Origin of the sequence: Rhizobium leguminosarum, assembly GCF_001679785.1 — a bacterium.
Lineage (GTDB): Bacteria > Pseudomonadota > Alphaproteobacteria > Rhizobiales > Rhizobiaceae > Rhizobium > Rhizobium leguminosarum_R.
Window position 1 is genome coordinate 496697 of the sequence record NZ_CP016286.1, and the last position, 16725, is coordinate 513421.

Sequence of the window (16725 nt, forward strand, 5' to 3'; positions counted from 1 at the left end):
GGAGCGTCGGACATGCATGCGCTGAAGGCGATAGACGATCTGGCCGGAGAACCGGCGGTCGAAGCGGGAGGGCCTGATCGCGAGGCGCTGCGCCACATCCTGCTGCGTCTTGCCGAAGAAGCCTCCACCCTTGGCATCGATCTCGTCGATATCGCCGGCGCCATCCAGGACATGGCGGGAATGTCGGCCCGGCATGCCTCCGCCTTCGATCATGTTACCCGCACCGCGCTTTCGATTGCCGAGACCAACCGCTCGGTCGCCATGTCGCTGCGCGAGACCGACCGCACGGCGGCCGAGGCCCGCCACATGCTGAAAGAATCGGCCGACCGTCTGACGGGCTCCGTCGCCGAGATCGGCCACATGGTCCAGTCCTCCAACGAAATCGGCGCTGAGATCGCCGGCTTCTCGAAGTCGCTTGCCGACGTCGATAATATCGCCGAGGAGATCAGCACCATCGCCCGCCAGACCAACCTGCTGGCGCTGAACGCCGCGATCGAGGCGGCGCGCGCCGGCGATGCGGGCAAGGGTTTTGCGGTCGTCGCCACCGAGGTCCGGGCGCTTTCGCTGCAGACCTCGAAGGCGACCGGCTCCATCCAGCAGACGCTGGACGAACTGCGCGTGAAGATCGACCGTCTGTCGGCCGTCGGCAGCGATGCGCGCGAAAGCGCCGCCGGCGTGCGTGACAAGTCGGAGGCGATGCGCGGCGCCTTCGAAAGCATGGAACATGTCATCACCCGCATCCTCGACAGTTCGACTGTCATGGCCAACACCACCGAGGCGGTCGACCAGCAATGCGCCGGCTTCGTCGAGAAACTCGGCGAGATGTCGGCCGAGGTCGCCGGCTCGAATGTCAGGCTGCAGCAGGCGGCAAAACGCGTCGACAGCGTCGTCGGCCTCTCGGAAACCCTGATCCAGCTGACGGCGAGCGCCGGCGTCAAGACCGCCGACAGCCGTTGGATCGAGGAAGCGCAGTCGGTGGCAAGACAGATTTCCGGCGCCTTCGAACGCGCCGTCGCGGAAGGCCAGATCGGGCTCGACGCTCTTTTCGACCGACGGTATAGGCCGATACCGGGCTCTGATCCGGCACAGATGATGGCGGCCTTCACCGAACTCACCGACCGCCTGCTGCCGCCCATCCAGGAACCCGTCACAACCTTGGACGAGCGCATCGCCTTCTGCGCGGCGATCGACGAGAATGGCTATCTGCCAACCCACAACCGAAAATTCTCGCAAGCCCAGCGGCCTGGCGACAGCGTCTGGAACACTGCCAATTGCCGCAACCGCCGCATCTTCGCCGATCGCGTTGGCCTTGCGGCCGGTCGCAGCACCGCGCCCTTCCTCGTCCAGACCTACAGGCGCGACATGGGCGGCGGCAATTTCGTGATGATGAAGGATATCTCCGCTCCGATCACAGTGCGCGGACGGCATTGGGGCGGATTGCGGCTGGCAATCAAGGTCTGACTTGGGGATCAAGATTTGACCCCCGGGGTCAAATTTTGACCGCGGATTGCCGCCGCCTGTATGCCGGTCTATACCGCACCGATGAGATTACGCGCCGACATCTTCGTTTCCGCCCTCCTGCGCCGCGTCTTCGCCAGCGGCGACTTTGCCGCCGTCGAGAAGAAGGGTGCGGAGGAAGCGGGTGCGATCTTCATCCGCCAGCATTTCCGCAACGGCCTGGAAACGCTCTATGCGCCGGCGCCGCAGACCGCCTTCGGCGAAGGCCAGGCCGGCGACCGGCTGTTCGAGATCCGCCTGTCGCGCGGCGAACCGGAAGCGGTGCGCGCGATGCTGGAGCGCGAACGCAAATTCGATCCCGATCTCTGGATCGTTGAGCTGGAGGCGGAGGAACTGGGGGACATGATCCCGATTGCCAAGGACGGCTGATAGCCAAAGACGCTCGTCAGCTCAGCGCCATTTCGGACCGCTGATATCTGGCGAGGTCATCAACCCGCAGCTCAGCGAGACCGCCGTCCCATGACGCGCATGTCGCGCTGCGGCGGCGCCTGACGGATGAAGCGATAGTCGGGCGTTGCCGCCGGCGCGGGCATATCTACGGTTTCCGGCTTGTAGGTGTAGCGGTCGGCGCGCCGCCAGGCTTCGACGCGTTCGTGGCATTCTTCCGGGTCGAGCGCATCGAGCACCATCCAGCCGCGAGTGACGTTGTGCTGCTGTTCGGCAAGGTGCGGATAGAGCCTTTCGAGCACGAAGACAGCATCGAGAAAGCCCATGCCGAGGCTCGTCAGCGTCGTGGCGAGCTGCTGGCCGGAAAGATCGAGCATGATGCGCTCGGCAAGCCAGCGGCTGGCGGAAAGCGTATCGGCAAGTGCGGTCGCGAAATGCGTGGCCTCACGCGAGCGGGCGAAGCGCACCAGCAGCGCCTCCTGAATGTCGGTGAGCGTGCGCAGACCGAGCCTGTCCTCGTCGGCACGGCCGAGATGGCCGGCAAGGCCGAGGATACGCTCGCGCAATGCCTCTTCATTGGCAACCCGCTGTTCCTCCAGCGCATCTGCCTCGTTGGTCTCGGCCGGCGCCGGCGAAAGTGGAACCGCCGGCGATTCCATGACCGGCGCCGATGCGGCCGCCGACCGCGGCTGGCTCTGGCGCAGCGCCACCAAAGCATCGATGACCTTCGGCGAGAGTGAATCGCGGCTGACGATCGCCTTGACATGCGTTGCACCCTGCATGCGCGCGATGGTGATCAGCGTATCGTCGGCGATTGCCTTTGAGGCGGCAAGAAAAGGGGCTGCGATCTCGATCGGCTGGTTGCCGATGAACAGCGCCACGGCGGCCGGCATGTTCTCGCATTGGGATAACGCCGCGACCGCCTGGCGCTTGGCCTCGTCGGAGGAGGCCTGGAACAGCGGCATGAAAAGTTCGGCGAATTGGCGCAGTTCGGACCGTGTCGGATGAGACAGGTTCTCGAAACTGCTGACAGTCGCCATCAATACCACGTCCTTTTTCCTGACGGCCAAGGGGCCTTCTAGGTCTCGAAACCGGTCACGCACAAAAACACCCCGAAAACGCAGAATAAGGGGACCAAGGCCGATATGCGCTGGCGGAACGCATGTCAGGCCATACGGTTATGAACAAATCCTACACCGGTACGGTTAATGCATGCTGAAGATTTTATTAAAATGCAACAGAAATATACACGCGAAACGTGTTGCGACATGGTTGGCCGGCAATATAAAAATGCGCGGTTTGGAAGGAGTGCTGCGACGATTGCGCATCGCTGCCGTGATGGTGGAAAAACTCAGGCGGCCCTGTGATCGCGTAGCGCGTGCAGCAGTTTTTCGCGGCTGTCGTAACCGGCCTGATAAAGGTCGAGTGCTGCGGATGCCGCGAATTGCGCGTCGACGCTTTTGATGTCGATGCGCCGTTCTGTGCACCAGGCATCAAGCGCACTGCGCAGCACGTCGAGATCTTCAGGCGAGAAAGATGAATTCACCAGCAAAGACACCGCTTGCCCTCCGCATCCCGGGAAGAACGTGGAAAATCCCGATCGACCGGAGCCCGGAAACGTGTGATCGACATGAGCGAACATACGCGCATCCGCGCGCCTCGCAATTAAATATTTTCATGATGTATTTTTGCAACGTCCCCTTTTCCCCGGTCGGCGGATTCCTGCGCTGCTGTCAACTATATGAATTGTTTCTAATTTTATCCGTTAATCTGCAGCCGGTCGTTTGCGCAGGCGGATGAAACCAAATCAACTGTTCGAGCGTTAAAGGGAAGTAACGTGAACTGTGTATGGCATCGGCAGAATATTAGTAAACTGTTAACTGTCATCTGTCTCAATTCGGATAGGAACGACGCGATTTGAGTATTTGGATCGTTGAAACTCCGCATCACGGTATTTCAATCAGGTGCCGTGGGAAAGGCGCGAATGCCCTCGGTCCGGTCATCCCGGCACTGCAGGACGCGCCGGCCCGCACATTGGCGGGCAGGGTGAAATCCATCGCAACTTCATCCGTCTCGGGCAGTGCATGGAGACGAGAATGGCAATAGTAGTCGCATTGGCGGATCGGCGGCCGCGGGTGCCGCGTCGCCCGGACAAAGAGCCCCGCGAAGCCAAGATCCTTTGGTTCACCGGCGTCCGCTACGAGCGGTTGGCCGAGAGCCCGAAACATCGTCCGGCGCCCGCGCCGCGCGTCAACAAGAAGTAACCGCTTGTTCAACCTTAGCGAGCGGCGAATTGCTCGCAGCCGGCTTCCGTCAGGAAGTTGCGCGCAGCCTCATCGAAGCTCGCCTGCGGCGCCAGCGTCCGCAGCACGGCATAGCCGTCCGGCCGTGCCATTTCCACCAGGATTGCCTGCTGCAGCTCCTGCGGCAAGTTCTTGCGCAGGTCCGTCAGTTGGATGGGACTGCCGGCCAGCACATCGAGCGCGCCGCCGACCGATGTCCTGTCGTTCATGCTGAAGACCTCGTTGGAGGCGCTGTCATAGATCGCGATCGACCAGAAAGGCACATTGCCCTTGGCGGTGAAATGTACCGGCGCATCCTCGACGTCGAAGGAGCAGACGGCGGTGCGCAGGAAGGGGTCGCCATTGGCAAGGCCTGCCTCGTCATATTGGTCGCCGAGCAGGTAGAAATTGTTGAGGTCGCCCTCTGCCTCCACGCGGGTCGCCGCATCCCTGCCGGTGAAATGCGGCAGCGACAGGATGATGACGAGATGCAGCAGGGCTGCGCCGAAAAGGCCGGTCAGGATGGCGAAGAATATCCTAAGCATTGCCGCATCCGGTCTTGGTGAGCTTCGGCATGGCGAGGTCGATCACGCCGGAACTGCCGGCTGTCGGTGTGTCGAACAGCGTCAGCACCAGCCGGAAGGTGCCGGCCTCTGGCAAGGCCAGCCAGTTGCCCGGCTGCGCGACGGCGGAGATCTCAACCGAGAAACTGCTGTCTTGATTGCGCAGCACCGTCCAGGAATTGAGCGCTGAGGGATGCCCGGTCTTCACCGCTGCCGGATTGCCGCCATTGTCGGCGGTAAAGAGGGTCCAGAGCCGGGCAGGCGGTGTCTGCCCGCTGATGCGGTAGCGGCAGCCGGCATTCAGCCGCGCGCCCTCGTCATCGACACTCGCCGTAAACGTCAGGCCCTCGGCGCTGCCATAGAGCAGCTTGCCGGCGCGCGCCCGGTGCGACTTGGCATAAGGATCGGCCTCGACCGTCTGCAACGCCGGAAAGGCCTCCCAGGCGCCGAGCTTGATCGCCCCGAAACCCTGTGTCGCGTCCAGAGCATACAGCGAAATCATGATCCCGCCGCCGAAGGCGACGATCAGCGTGATCGCGATAAAGAGGGGGAATCGAAACACGTCATGACCTTGGAAACCATATCGGATGAAAGGGTTACCACTGATTCTGGCAGGGTGGAATGCCGGGCAGTGACATTGGGCGTCGATTGATCCCCGGTTATGTCCATGCGGCAAAGCCGTCATGTCACGTGCGGCAAAGCCGTCATGTCCATGCGGCAAAGCCGTCTGCCAACTGCAGCAACACGGCCTTTCACCCAGAGCTGCCGGCAGGCGGATGAGGGGCAGCTACCGGCAATCTCCTGGGTCGGCTACTCCGCGCTCGCGACCTTCGCCGGCGCGAGCGGGGCGGCATCCTTGAGTTTTTCGCCGAGCTTCTTGAGGATGCCGGTCGATTGAACCGAGAGCATGCGCGGCCGGATGAGCTGCGGCAATCCGTCCTGCGGCTTGGCGGCGGCGGTCTTGGCGAGGTCCTTTTCCGAGGGCAGGGGGTTTTCGACGCCGGGGATGGCGCGCAGCGTGACACCCTGATGGGCGTAATCCATGGCGCGCTTGAAGGTCATCGCAGGCAGCGAACCGCCGGTCATCTCGTTGGTCGAGGTGTAGTCGTCATTGCCGAACCACACGGCGCAGGTGTAATTGCCGGTGAAGCCGACGAACCAGGCGTCGCGATAGGCCTGGGTCGTGCCGGTCTTGCCGGCCGTCAGGATGCCATTGTCGAGGGCCGCCTTGCGCGCCGTGCCGACATAGGGAACGCGCGACAGCATCTGGTTCATATAGGCGTCGGCCTGTTCGGACAGCACACGCTTCGGCGCCGGTTCGTCGCGGTCGAAATCATAGAGAACGTCGCCGTCGTAATCGAGGATCTGGGTGATGCCGTGGCGGCGCGACTGGTAGCCGCCGGCCGGGAAGGTGGCGTAGGCCGTCGCCTGGTCGAGGACCGTCACCTCGGAGGTGCCAATCGGGATGGTGACGTCGTCGCGGATCGGCGTTTCGACGCCGAGGTTCTTCGCCATCGCCCGGATCGGCTGAATACCGAGCTTCTCCTTGGCGAGCCGCACCGGCACGGTGTTGATCGACTGGGCGATCGCGGTCTCAAGCGTGATGCGGCCGGCATAGCGGTTTGCGTAATTGTGCGGGCTCCAGTTGCCCCAGTAGATCGGCGCATCGACGATCGTCGTCTGCGGCGTCATGCCGCTCTCCATCGCCACCGCATAGGTGTAAACTTTGAAGGACGAGCCTGGCTGGCGCAGCGCCCTGCTGGCGCGGTTGAACTGGCTCTCGCCGTAATCCCGGCCGCCGACCATGGCGCGGACGGCGCCGCCGTTTTCGATCATCACCATCGCGCCCTGCTTGGCGTGATAGGCCTCGCCATATTCTCGCAACGACGTTTCGACCGAATCCTCCGCCGCCTGCTGGATGCCCATGTCGATCGTCGTGCGCACGATCAGCGAATGCTGGTGGAAGCGCGACGAAAGCCGCTGGACCTCGTCGAAAGCCCAATCGAGGAAGAAATCGGGCGATTCCACCTCGTTGCGGTCGACGACGGTGGCCGGATTGCGCCTTGCGGCGATCACCTGGCCCTCGGTCATCAGCCCGCTTTGCACCAGATTGGTCAGCACTTCGTTGGCGCGGGCACGCGCCGCCGGCAGGTTGACATGCGGCGCGTATTTCGCCGGCGCCTTGAACAGCCCGGCAAGCATGGCGGATTCGGCGAGGTTCACATCGGTGATGTTCTTGCCGAAATAGAACTGCGCCGCCGCCGCTGCGCCAAAAGTGCCGCCGCCCATATAGGCGCGGTCGAGATAGGTGGAGAGGATTTCCTTCTTGGAAAGGTTCGCCTCGAGCCAAAGCGCCAGGAACGCCTCGGTGACCTTGCGGTCGATCGAGCGTTCGTTCGACAGGAACAGGTTCTTGGCGAGCTGCTGCGTCAGCGTCGAGCCGCCCTGCACGACTTCGCCGGCGCGCGCATTCTCGCTCATAGCGCGGAAGAGGCCGATGAAATCGATGCCGAAATGGTCGAAGAAGCGCCGGTCCTCGGTGGCGAGCACCGATTTGATCAGCGAATCCGGCAGCTCGTCGATCGGTACGGAATTCTGGTGGATGACGCCGCGATGGCCGATGACATTGCCGTAGCGGTCGGTGAAGGTGACGGCGAAATCGCCGCGGTTGCGCCAGTCTTCCTTGGTCGCCTCGAAGGCAGGCTGGGCAAGCAGCAGCATCAGCACCGAGCCGGCCGCCCCGAGCGTTAGCCCTTCGCCGGCAAGTTCGAAGACCATGCGCTTCCAGCCGCGCACGCGGAAGCGGCGGAAGAAAATGGTGATGTCTTCCCAGATCTCGGCGGCGCGGAAGCCGGCGTTCCAGACGGTCGAATCGATCCAGGAATCGATGCGCAGCAGAATGTGACGGCTCTTCGCCGGCCGCTTTTCCGCCGCCTCGTTCGCCGCTTTTCCGGGCCTTTTTTCTGGCCCGTTTTCTGGCCCATTTCCTGGGTTGTCCGGATCTTGCACGTCCTGTATTCCCGCCTGATCTCGCTTCGGTCATATCCGACGAAAGCGCGAGGCCCGCATATGGCCGCAAAGCTCTCCGATACGAGGAGAGAATTCTCCGAGTACCAGGAGTATACTGAAGGATTGATTGATTTTGCGGCTGATAACAAGAGAGATGCATCAGGGTCACGCGAATTTGCGGGTTGCTGTTGCAAGAAACGAACGATGAACGATCTGCCCTTCTGGAAGAGTAAGACGCTTGCCGAAATGACCATCGCTGAGTGGGAAAGCCTCTGCGACGGCTGCGGCCTCTGTTGTCTCAACAAGATCGAGGAATGGGATAGCGGCGATATCTATTTCACCTCGGTCAGCTGCAAGCTTCTCGACGGCGAAAGCTGCCGCTGCTCCAGCTATGAGAACCGCTGGGATTTCGTGCCGGACTGCGTGCAGCTGACCAAGGAGAATGTGCCCGATATCGCCTGGCTGCCGCCCACCTGCGGCTACCGGCTGGTCAATGAAGGCCGCGACCTCTACTGGTGGCACCCGCTCGTCTCCGGCGACCCGGAGACCGTCCATGCCGCCGGCATTTCCGCGCGAGGCCGCGCGATCAACGAAAATGAGATCGATCTCGACGATCTCGAAGACTACGTCGTCGACTGGCCGCTGACCGTGGGCGAGGAGAAGGACGACGAGGACGCCTGATACGGCTGGCGAAGGCTTTCTCTTGCGGGGCGAATGACGCATTCGCACAGCGCACGCCTTACCTCCGCGCGATGCGTAAAATCGGCACTGGCCGCTGCTTGATTATTGAAGAGTGAGACCCTACTTGCAGTGCGACCCGCTGGTCCGGGCCCCTCTGGCGAGAGCTTCGGCACTCTTGCGATGTCGGACCCTTCTCCGACAACCAGTGCCGACAGGGGACTATCCTTGAATCTCTCTTTTTTGTTCGTCGAGTGGCTGGGAACGCCGCTCTGGATGTGGTCGAGCTTTTTCGCCCTCGTCATCGCCATTCTGTCGTTCGACCTCGGTATTCTTCATAAGCAGAACAAGGAAATCGGCGTCGGCGAAAGCGTCAGGCTTTCCGCTCTCTATATCGCGCTCGGCCTTACCTTCGGTGGTTGGGTATGGTGGTACCTCGGCTCCGAGGCCGGCCTTGCCTATATGACGGGCTTCGTCGTCGAAAAGACGCTGGCTCTCGACAACGTCTTCGTCATCGCCCTGATCTTCTCCTTCTTTGCCGTGCCGCGCATCTACCAGCACCGGGTGCTCTTCTGGGGCATTCTCGGCGTCATCGTACTGCGCGCCATCATGATCGGCGTCGGCGCGACTCTGGTCGCCGAATTCGCCTGGCTACTCTATATCTTCGCCGCCTTCCTGGTCGTCACAGGCATCAAGATGCTGGTCATCAAGGAGGCAGAACCTGATGTCTCGAAGAACATCCTCGTGCGCTTCATGCGCAGCCGCTTCAACGTCACCGAGGAACATCACGGCGAGCGGTTCTTCGTCAGAAAGGCAAATCCCAGGACGGGGAGGATGACCTGGTTCATCACGCCGCTCTTCATGGCGCTGGTGATGGTCGAAGTGGCCGACGTCATCTTCGCCGTGGATTCGGTCCCCGCGATCTTCGCGATCACCACCGATCCGTTCATCGTCTACACCTCGAACATCTTCGCGATCCTCGGCCTTCGCGCCCTTTACTTCGCGCTTGCGGCGATGATTCATCGCTTCCGTTACCTGAAGCCGGCGCTTGCCATCGTGCTGATCTTCATCGGCTCGAAGATCTTCCTCGCCGATCTGCTGGGCCTTGAAAAATTCCCGGCCGCGCTCTCGCTCAGCATCACCTTCGCGATCATCGCTGCCGGCGTGGTCTGGAGCCTCCTCAAGACGCGGGATCCGCAGCAGCCCGCCTGAGCGGGCTCTGCACACAGAACACGTTAACAAACGAAGGAAACAGATATGATTTCGAATTTCATCGGCTGGATTTTTGCCCTGCTCGTCGTCGATCCGTTGCAGGCTGAGATACAGCAACAGGCTGAGCGCGCCCGGCTTCCCGTGGAGATCGTCCGCCAATCCCAGGCCTGCCTGACATCCCAGGGGCCGAAGCTCATAGAGCGCGCCGCCGGCGACTACGGCTGGGCGGCGGCCACAGTCGTCAGCATAGCGATCGGCCATACCGCGCCGGCCGAACTTCTCGACGGCAGCGACCCGCAATGCGCAGCCCTCGTCGGCGCCCTGAAGGGAGCCGACGAGGGTGCGTGACGGCGACCAGCTGAAAATGGACTGCGTGATGTCTGATCAAGACGGAAATAGGCGGCAGCCGCGCGGTGTGGCCACCGCGCGGCTCCGGGAGATGCTGGAACTCGCCCGGGTGAAGGACGGCCTCTCCATCGGCGAGGTTCTGGAGGCGATGGGCCCGACCAGCATCGCCTTCACCATCCTGTTCCTGGCAATCCCGGCGCTGACCCCGATTCCCGGGCCGTTCGGAATGGTTTTCGGCACCGCGCTTGCGCTGGTCTCCCTCCAGATCGTTGCGGGCGGCCGGAAGGTCTGGCTGCCCGCCATCGTCAGGGATCGCCGGGTTTCGTCCGCGGCGCTCGATCTCGTCGTCGGTCACGCGGTCCCGTTGATCGCCCGGGTGGAGAAGGTCGTGCACGCCGGCCGGCTGGAGGCTCTCACCGGCCCGACGGTGCAGGCGCTGCTCGGCATTCCTGTCTTCCTGCTCGCCGTGGTGATCGCGCTGCCGATCCCCTTCGGCAATATTCTGCCGGTGTTCTCGCTGGTGGTGCTCGCCGTCGCCCTGATGGAGCGGGATGGTCTCGTCACCCTGATCGGACTGCTGCTCACCTTGGCGACCATCGTCGCGACCGCCGCTTTGCTTTATTTTATCAAGGCGATGATCTTCACGGTCTCCTAAGCTGAATGGACAGATACCGCGGCGAGGAAGCGCCGAAGCTCCGTCTCCACATAGGCGGCCACCGGCCCCTCGGCGCCAAAACCCCACCAGATGAGCGAACCCTGCCATTGCGACAGCATCAGCCGAGCGATCGTCTCCGGCGCCTTCGCCGAGCCGAAACATCGAGCGATTGCCGCCATCAGCGCCGTTCCCCAGGCCGCCCCTCGGGCGCGCAGCACCGGATCGCGAAAATCCTCGCGAAGCACCAGCAGTCCCTCGCCATAGGCGGCCGCATTATCGCCGTAATCCTGGGACAGGCCGACGAGCAGCGTGATGGCGCCTTCCGGCGTTTTCGGCACGGTCTCGGCAAGCCGCGCCGTTTCCGCATCCAGCCGGTCCCAAGCATAAAGCAGCGCGGCGCGCAGCATCGCCGCTTTCGTGGCAAAACGCTGCACCAGCGTCGAGCCGGAAAGTCCGCTTGCTTTCGCTACTGCCGCAAAGGTCGCCGCATCCGGCCCCTCGGCGTGGATCAGCGCCAACACCATGGCGAGAAGCTGTTCATCGGACAGTGTGCGGCGACGCGGCATGAAATTCCTCTTGCATCCGCCTCGAATGTAAACGATCATTCGTTTATAAACAAGGAGCGCCGGGCGATTCCTGGCGCTTCCATTACGGCATGAGGCGTTCTAGCGTGGAGGATGGAGAAGTGACAGCGAACTTGCGGGAGAAAGTGGCCTTAGTGGCCGGTGCTACGCGCGGAGCCGGCCGAGGCATCGCGGTGGAACTTGGCGCTGCCGGCGCCACCGTCTACGTGACCGGGCGCACGACGCGCGCCCAGCAATCCGAATATGCCCGACCGGAGACGATCGAGGAGACGGCCGAGCTGGTGACATCAGCCGGTGGCAAGGGCATTGCCGTGCAGGTGGACCATCTCGTCCAGCAACAGGTCGAGGCGCTGGTCGCACGCATCCGCGAGGAGGCCGGACGACTCGATATTCTCGTCAACGACATCTGGGGCTGCGAGAAACTGTTCGAATGGGACAAGGCCGTCTGGGAGCATTCGCTGGACAAGGGCCTGCGCATGCTGCAGCTCGGCATCGAGACGCATCTGATCACCGCCCATTACGCCCTGCCGCTGATGATCGAGCGGCCCGGCGGGCTGCTGGTGGAGATGACCGACGGCACGGCCGAATACAATGCCACCCATTACCGGCTGTCGCCCTTTTACGACCTCGTCAAGACAGGCGTCACCCGCATGGCCTGGGCGCATGCGCAAGATCTGGCGAAACACGGCGCCACCGCCGTTTCGATCACGCCCGGCTGGCTGCGTTCCGAAATGATGCTGGATGCTTATGGTGTTCGCGAGGAGAACTGGCGCGAGGCGACGAAAGTACAGCCGCATTTCGCCATTTCCGAAACCCCGCGCTTCGTCGGCCGGGCCGTTGCGGCCATCGCCGCCGATCCCGACCGCGCCCGCTGGAACGGCCAGTCGCTGTCGAGCGGCGGAGTGGCCAAGACCTATGGCTTCGACGATCTCGACGGTTCGCGGCCGGATTGCTGGCGCTACATGGTGGAAGTGCAGGAGCCGGGCAGACCGGCTGACGTGACAGGTTATCGCTAAACAATTCTAGGGAAACGGCTTTCCCTGGAAGCGGGCAAAAGGTTAGAGCGGCTCTGCGCTTCCGGAAAGCTAAACCGCTCTAACGCCCCGTTATCATGCTGTTGCAAGCCGCGCCGCCTCGCGAAACGAGACCAGTCGCTTCGTCTGTTCGTCCCACAGCACCAGCTTGACGCAACGCAGGCTTTCCATGAGCGTGATGCGGCCCAGATCGGCAAGCTCAGGATGATCTCGCAGCACCTCCGGCAGCCGGTAGTAAGGTACCCGGCTCGACAGATGATGCACGTGGTGGATGCCGATATTGCCGGTGATCCACCGCAGCACTGGCGGCAGGTCGTAATGCGAGGCGCCGTGCAGGGCCGCATGCTGGAACTGCCAGTCCGGCTCCTTCGACCAATGTGTTTCCTCGAATTGGTGCTGCACGTAGAACAACCAGACGCCGGCAGCACCTGCCAGAAGCACGGTCGGCAGATGCACCAGGAGAAAGGGGACGATCCCGACCGCCCAGATCAGCAGCGCGGCGACCACCGCGATGGCAAGATTGGTCGCCATGGTCGAGATCCAGGGCAGGGCGCCGGAGCGCATCATGCCGAAAGGCAGGCGCTGCTTGAAGAGGAACAGCCATGCCGGTCCGATCCCGAACATCACGATCGGGTGCCGATAGAGCCGGTAGCCAAGGCGGCCCCAGCGCGACAGCGCGTTATACTCGGCGATTGTCAGCGTTTCGATGTCGCCTACGCCGCGTTCGTCCAGGTTTCCGGCTGAGGCGTGGTGTTCCGCATGCGCCCGGCGCCAATAGTCGTAAGGCGTCAGCGTCAGGATGCCGATCGTGCGTCCAACCCAGTCGTCGACGCGGCGACGGGCGAAAAACGAGCCGTGGCCGCAATCATGCTGGATCATGAACAGCCGGAGCAGGAAGGCGGCGGCGGGAAGGACGAGGATCAGGCCGGGCCAGAAACTGTAGTGAACCGCTGCCCAGGCGGCAGCCCAGAACAGCGCGAAGGGGACGACTGTGACGGCAAGCTCGAAGGCGCTGCGTCCGGCCCGCGGCTGGCGATATCCGGCAAGGATCTTCAACCAGCGCTTTTCAGCGAAAAGCTCGGCATTCCCCCGGGATCGCTCCGGGTTTTCGTCGGGCTCGCCCAAAGGGGCCACTTGGATTTCCTCGCACTCGCTGCGGCGCGCAGATTCAATCACAGAGTGACGCCGTGAAAGGCGGCGATCGCCGAAAAGCCGAGTGCAATCACCACGGCCGAGCGAATGAGGAAGAGCGGATAGTCGAAGTGGTACATCGTATTAAGAGTGGTCATGGTTACAGCAATTCCTGTTTTTCTGAAAACATGTCAATGGGTGATGGTGTCACGCCGGAGCGCGGCGCGTCCGACAAGACGCGCTATCACTGGCGCCGTTATGCGCACGGGGGCGAAGCGGGGGCTCGATAAGAGGTTCTATTTCTTTGGAGCACTGCCCTGCGGGGCGGTTTTGGTCGCCGTCTTCATCTGATTGGCGAATGTACTTTCCACCTTCGCTGCCTGCTTGTCCTTCTTCGGCTTCCGGACCTCGCGATTGCTTCTTACTTGTCCTTTTGCCATCGATAAAATCTCCCTTTAGATCGAAATTGAAAGCCGCAGCCTGCGTGGTATTCGCCCCACTTGTCGGTCGCGATCGGAGATCGCGGGATCGTCATGAGGGCAACCCGACAACACCGGGCCGCAGGGATGGAATGAAAATGATGCCTGCTGAAACCGCATCGCAGTCTGGAGGCGGATGACCGGAGAGGTCACCGAAAGCCAAACCCGACGTTGAGACGGGACGTCACCATGCTTTCGCGATCGGGAAAATGGCGGGGCCGGAAATCCGGTCACCGCAAATGCCGCATCGGCCAAATCAGCGAGCCCTCCTTATAGAGTAAAATTGAGGTGCCATTAAGGCCGCCGCCGCAGGAAAGCCATATTTCCACAGGGGATAAAGCGTGCAGCACAAAGGGGGCGGCGGTTTTGCGATAACGGCATTCGAAACAAGCGCGAGGGATGAATCTTCCGACACGCTTAGTCATTCACGGGAAACAGGCGGATCAGCTTCGTTCTTTCCATCTCCGCACGGCCTGATGCAGACATGATGCCGCGGGCCAAACAGAGTTCTATGTCCCGTCCGATATCGAGCGGCACCAGCATGCCGCCGGCCTTGAGCAGGCGGTCTGTCATCAATAGAAGCAGATTCACTTTCGCCTGGCAGCCGTCGATTTCCAGGAGCGCCACACGGCGCTCCCTGTCGGTGACAGCAAGAACTCTAGCCTGCTCGCGTTGTTGGTAAGCCCCGAATTGCACCCATCCGAAATAACCGGCCGCTGCGACGCAGATACAAAGCAAGAGGGTTTTTCGCACAATATTCCTTCGGAGCCGGGCGGCTCGTTTGCCGCTAAAGCATGTCGCGCAAAAGTGTGAAGCGGTTTTGCGCTAACGGCATGCGTAAAACAAAGACCTAAAGCGCGAGGAGTGAATCTGAAAGATCGCGACGCGCTTTAGAACATCAGTGAGAGCATGATGTCGTCCGAAAACCGCTCACACTTTTCGGCATCATGCTCTAGCCGGCGACGCGTCTTTCGCGGGGCAATCCCTGTATCGCATATCGATTAAAGACGGGGGTTATCGGTTTCGGCGGAGTCTTCAGCTTGCCGAAATGGTGTTCGAGCGCTTGTGAGAGCATGGCCGGCGAGGTGACGCCCTCTTCGAACAGCCTGATCAACAGTATGGCCGCGACGTTGAAGACGCGTTCGTTGCCGATCAGAATTTTGGCGTCGTAGCCGGCGTCGTCGAGCACGCCTTGCAGCATGTCGAGATCGGACGAAGTCAGATGCGACTTTTCGAAAGTGGAAGACATCGGTCCTCCTTTCATCGGGGCAAGGGTATAAAAACCCTCAGTCGGCAGCGCCCGTACACTGGCTGCCGAAGTTGCGACCATGCGCCTTTCACCCAGGCAACGCAACGGGATTCTTGCTGCAGATATCGCTCCGGTTCATGAGTAGCCCGCACCGGTCAGGGTGCGGGCTGATGACGGTCATTCCGCCGCCTGATAGGTGGGTCTCCGGGCGGCCGATGTCCGCGGACCGGCGGCTGCAAGTAAGGTAATCGCCACCGCAAGCAGCGCCACGAATGCGATGCCGGCGACATAGGGGTCCCAGCCGAAATGCGGCGCGGCGCCGAAGACTGCCGAGGCCGCCGCAAGCACGATGCCGCCGCCGATCTGGAAGGAGGCGAAGAGCAGTCCGGAGGCGAGCCCCGACTTATCGTCCTCCACGTCGGAAAGGGCCGCGACCTGCACTGAGGGGTAGGTCATGGCGTAACCGAGGCCGAGCGGGATCTGCGAAAACAGCACGAGCAGGATCGGGTCGACATGTCCGAGTGCTGTCACCCAGAAGATATAGCTGAACGCTTGCAGGCCGACACCTGCCGCCATCAGCCCGGTGGCGCCGCGATTTTGCGCGAGCGTCGCAAAACGTGGCGCCAGGAACATTACGAAGACGCCGCCAAGCGCAAAACAGAAGCCGGTGGTGAAGGCCGACCAGCCGATGACGTTTTGATAATAGAGCGTCGCCAGGAACTGGAAGCCGACATAGGCGCCCTGGAAGAGGGCGGCGATGGCATTGGCATGCCGGAGCTTGGCTCGGCGGAACATGCCGAGCGGCACCATCGGATCGGCATGCCGTGCTTCGACAACGAGGAAGAGCAGGATCAGCACCAGCGACGCGGCGAGCGAACCCCAGGTTAGGAAGGCCTGCCAGCCGGCGGCCGCGGCATTGGTGATACCGAAGACGAAGAGCAGCAGTCCGGGCGTGATCGTCAGCGCGCCGGCCCAGTCGAAGATCGGCCGCGGTCCTGTCCTTTTCGGGTCGGCCGGCAGCGCCAGCGGCGCAAGAAGGAGTGTCAGGATCGCCACGGGCGCGCCCATGACAAGGGTCGCCCGCCAGCTGAAGATCGTCGCGGCACCGCCGAGCACCATGCCGAGCACGAAGCCGGTGGCGCCGGTCGAGGCGAAGACCCCGAGCGCCTTTGCCCGTGCGGTTCCCTCGCCGAAGACGGAGAGCAGCAGCGCAAGGGCGGCAGGCGCGGTGAAGGCGGCGGCAATGCCCTTGATCAAGCGGGCCGCAATCAGCGTCGGCCCGCTATCGACGAAGCCGCCGGCGATGCTGGCGGCGGCAAAAATCGCCAGCGACCAAAGGAAAACGCGGCGATGGCCGAAGACGTCGGCGACCCGGCCGCCGAGCAGCAGGAAGCCGCCATAGCCGAGCACATAGGCGCTGACGGCCCATTGCAGCGATGTCGCCTCCATGCCGAGTTCGGCCTGGATGGCAGGAAGCGCGACACCAATGGTGGAGACGTCCATGGCGTCGAGGAAGTTGGCGGTGCAGAGCAGCAGCAATGCCAGCCCCGCCCCGCTTCGCGATTTGGAAAGAGTCATCGAAATCGTTCCTTCTTT

At 62.3% G+C, this 16725-nt stretch carries 19 protein-coding genes; 8 read left to right on the forward strand and 11 right to left on the reverse strand.

The window, feature by feature from the left end; genetic code table 11:
* The first annotated feature begins 12 nt into the window (after positions 1 to 12).
* Together BA011_RS02690 and BA011_RS02695 are read left to right on the forward strand one after the other, a co-directional pair.
* Positions 13 to 1461, forward strand: coding sequence for a methyl-accepting chemotaxis protein (locus BA011_RS02690; RefSeq protein WP_065279354.1), 1449 nt, complete (start codon positions 13 to 15; stop codon positions 1459 to 1461).
* An 81-nt stretch (positions 1462 to 1542) separates the two neighbouring features.
* Entirely contained in the window at positions 1543 to 1887 is a 345-nt protein-coding gene (locus BA011_RS02695) for a DUF1491 family protein (RefSeq protein ID WP_065282384.1), read from the forward strand.
* A gap of 71 nt (positions 1888 to 1958) precedes the next feature.
* Here BA011_RS02695 and BA011_RS02700 read toward each other — a convergent pair whose 3' ends face one another.
* Both BA011_RS02700 and BA011_RS02705 read right to left on the reverse strand, forming a co-directional pair.
* Positions 1959 to 3008 (reverse strand): DUF2336 domain-containing protein, encoded by a 1050-nt coding sequence (locus tag BA011_RS02700; protein ID WP_065279355.1) that lies wholly within the window; start codon positions 3006 to 3008, stop codon positions 1959 to 1961.
* Positions 3009 to 3256: 248 nt separating this feature from the next.
* Positions 3257 to 3463 carry a hypothetical protein gene (locus BA011_RS02705; protein WP_011651094.1) on the reverse strand — a complete coding sequence of 69 codons (207 nt, stop codon included), beginning with the start codon at positions 3461 to 3463 and terminating at the stop codon, positions 3257 to 3259.
* 538 nt (positions 3464 to 4001) lie between these two features.
* On the opposite strand from BA011_RS02705, the gene BA011_RS44095 reads away from it, so the two are divergent.
* Positions 4002 to 4169 (forward strand): hypothetical protein, encoded by a 168-nt coding sequence (locus BA011_RS44095; RefSeq protein ID WP_186806494.1) that lies wholly within the window; start codon positions 4002 to 4004, stop codon positions 4167 to 4169.
* 14 nt (positions 4170 to 4183) lie between these two features.
* Here BA011_RS44095 and BA011_RS02710 read toward each other — a convergent pair whose 3' ends face one another.
* The 3 genes from BA011_RS02710 to BA011_RS02720 all read right to left on the reverse strand — a co-directional run bounded on the left by BA011_RS02710 (position 4184) and on the right by BA011_RS02720 (position 7759).
* The gene (locus BA011_RS02710; RefSeq protein WP_065279356.1) at positions 4184 to 4732 is read right to left on the reverse strand and encodes a DUF1254 domain-containing protein; all 549 of its coding nucleotides are present in this window, start codon (positions 4730 to 4732) and stop codon (positions 4184 to 4186) included.
* The gene (locus BA011_RS02715; RefSeq protein WP_029875289.1) at positions 4725 to 5312 is read right to left on the reverse strand and encodes a DUF1214 domain-containing protein; all 588 of its coding nucleotides are present in this window, start codon (positions 5310 to 5312) and stop codon (positions 4725 to 4727) included. Before BA011_RS02715 ends, BA011_RS02710 begins: the two co-directional genes overlap by 8 nt.
* A gap of 248 nt (positions 5313 to 5560) precedes the next feature.
* On the reverse strand, positions 5561 to 7759 hold the full coding sequence (locus tag BA011_RS02720; RefSeq protein WP_065279357.1) for a transglycosylase domain-containing protein: 2199 nt from the start codon (positions 7757 to 7759) through the stop codon (positions 5561 to 5563).
* 204 nt (positions 7760 to 7963) lie between these two features.
* Here BA011_RS02720 and BA011_RS02725 point away from each other — a divergent pair, with 204 nt between their 5' ends.
* From BA011_RS02725 to BA011_RS02740, 4 genes are all read left to right on the forward strand, one after another.
* Positions 7964 to 8440, forward strand: coding sequence for a YcgN family cysteine cluster protein (locus BA011_RS02725; RefSeq protein ID WP_065279358.1), 477 nt, complete (start codon positions 7964 to 7966; stop codon positions 8438 to 8440).
* Positions 8441 to 8665: 225 nt separating this feature from the next.
* Positions 8666 to 9649, forward strand: coding sequence for a TerC family protein (locus tag BA011_RS02730; RefSeq protein ID WP_065282385.1), 984 nt, complete (start codon positions 8666 to 8668; stop codon positions 9647 to 9649).
* Between the two features lie 45 nt (positions 9650 to 9694).
* On the forward strand, positions 9695 to 9997 hold the full coding sequence (locus tag BA011_RS02735; protein WP_011651101.1) for a hypothetical protein: 303 nt from the start codon (positions 9695 to 9697) through the stop codon (positions 9995 to 9997).
* 28 nt (positions 9998 to 10025) lie between these two features.
* The gene (locus BA011_RS02740) at positions 10026 to 10652 is read left to right on the forward strand and encodes an exopolysaccharide biosynthesis protein (RefSeq protein WP_065282386.1); all 627 of its coding nucleotides are present in this window, start codon (positions 10026 to 10028) and stop codon (positions 10650 to 10652) included.
* On the opposite strand, the gene BA011_RS02745 is transcribed toward BA011_RS02740, so the two are convergent.
* Complete coding sequence (locus BA011_RS02745) at positions 10649 to 11218, reverse strand: TetR family transcriptional regulator (RefSeq protein WP_065282387.1); 570 nt, start codon at positions 11216 to 11218, stop codon at positions 10649 to 10651. The two genes, BA011_RS02740 and BA011_RS02745, sit on opposite strands and share 4 nt — an antisense overlap.
* Before the next feature lie 119 nt (positions 11219 to 11337).
* On the opposite strand from BA011_RS02745, the gene BA011_RS02750 reads away from it, so the two are divergent.
* Positions 11338 to 12252 (forward strand): SDR family oxidoreductase, encoded by a 915-nt coding sequence (locus tag BA011_RS02750; protein ID WP_065279359.1) that lies wholly within the window; start codon positions 11338 to 11340, stop codon positions 12250 to 12252.
* Positions 12253 to 12345: 93 nt separating this feature from the next.
* Here the strand turns inward: BA011_RS02750 and BA011_RS02755 are convergent, their stop codons facing one another.
* The 5 genes from BA011_RS02755 to BA011_RS02770 form a co-directional block, all read right to left on the reverse strand.
* Entirely contained in the window at positions 12346 to 13395 is a 1050-nt protein-coding gene (locus tag BA011_RS02755; protein ID WP_065279360.1) for a fatty acid desaturase, read from the reverse strand.
* Positions 13396 to 13697: 302 nt separating this feature from the next.
* Positions 13698 to 13841 carry a hypothetical protein gene (locus tag BA011_RS44100; RefSeq protein WP_003546677.1) on the reverse strand — a complete coding sequence of 48 codons (144 nt, stop codon included), beginning with the start codon at positions 13839 to 13841 and terminating at the stop codon, positions 13698 to 13700.
* Positions 13842 to 14297: 456 nt separating this feature from the next.
* Entirely contained in the window at positions 14298 to 14633 is a 336-nt protein-coding gene (locus tag BA011_RS02760; RefSeq protein ID WP_065279361.1) for a hypothetical protein, read from the reverse strand.
* Positions 14634 to 14832: 199 nt separating this feature from the next.
* Positions 14833 to 15210 carry a hypothetical protein gene (locus BA011_RS02765; RefSeq protein ID WP_017959655.1) on the reverse strand — a complete coding sequence of 126 codons (378 nt, stop codon included), beginning with the start codon at positions 15208 to 15210 and terminating at the stop codon, positions 14833 to 14835.
* A gap of 96 nt (positions 15211 to 15306) precedes the next feature.
* Positions 15307 to 16707, reverse strand: a complete 1401-nt coding sequence (locus BA011_RS02770; protein WP_065279362.1) for an MFS transporter — start codon at positions 16705 to 16707, stop codon at positions 15307 to 15309.
* Between the last annotated feature and the right edge of the window lie 18 nt (positions 16708 to 16725).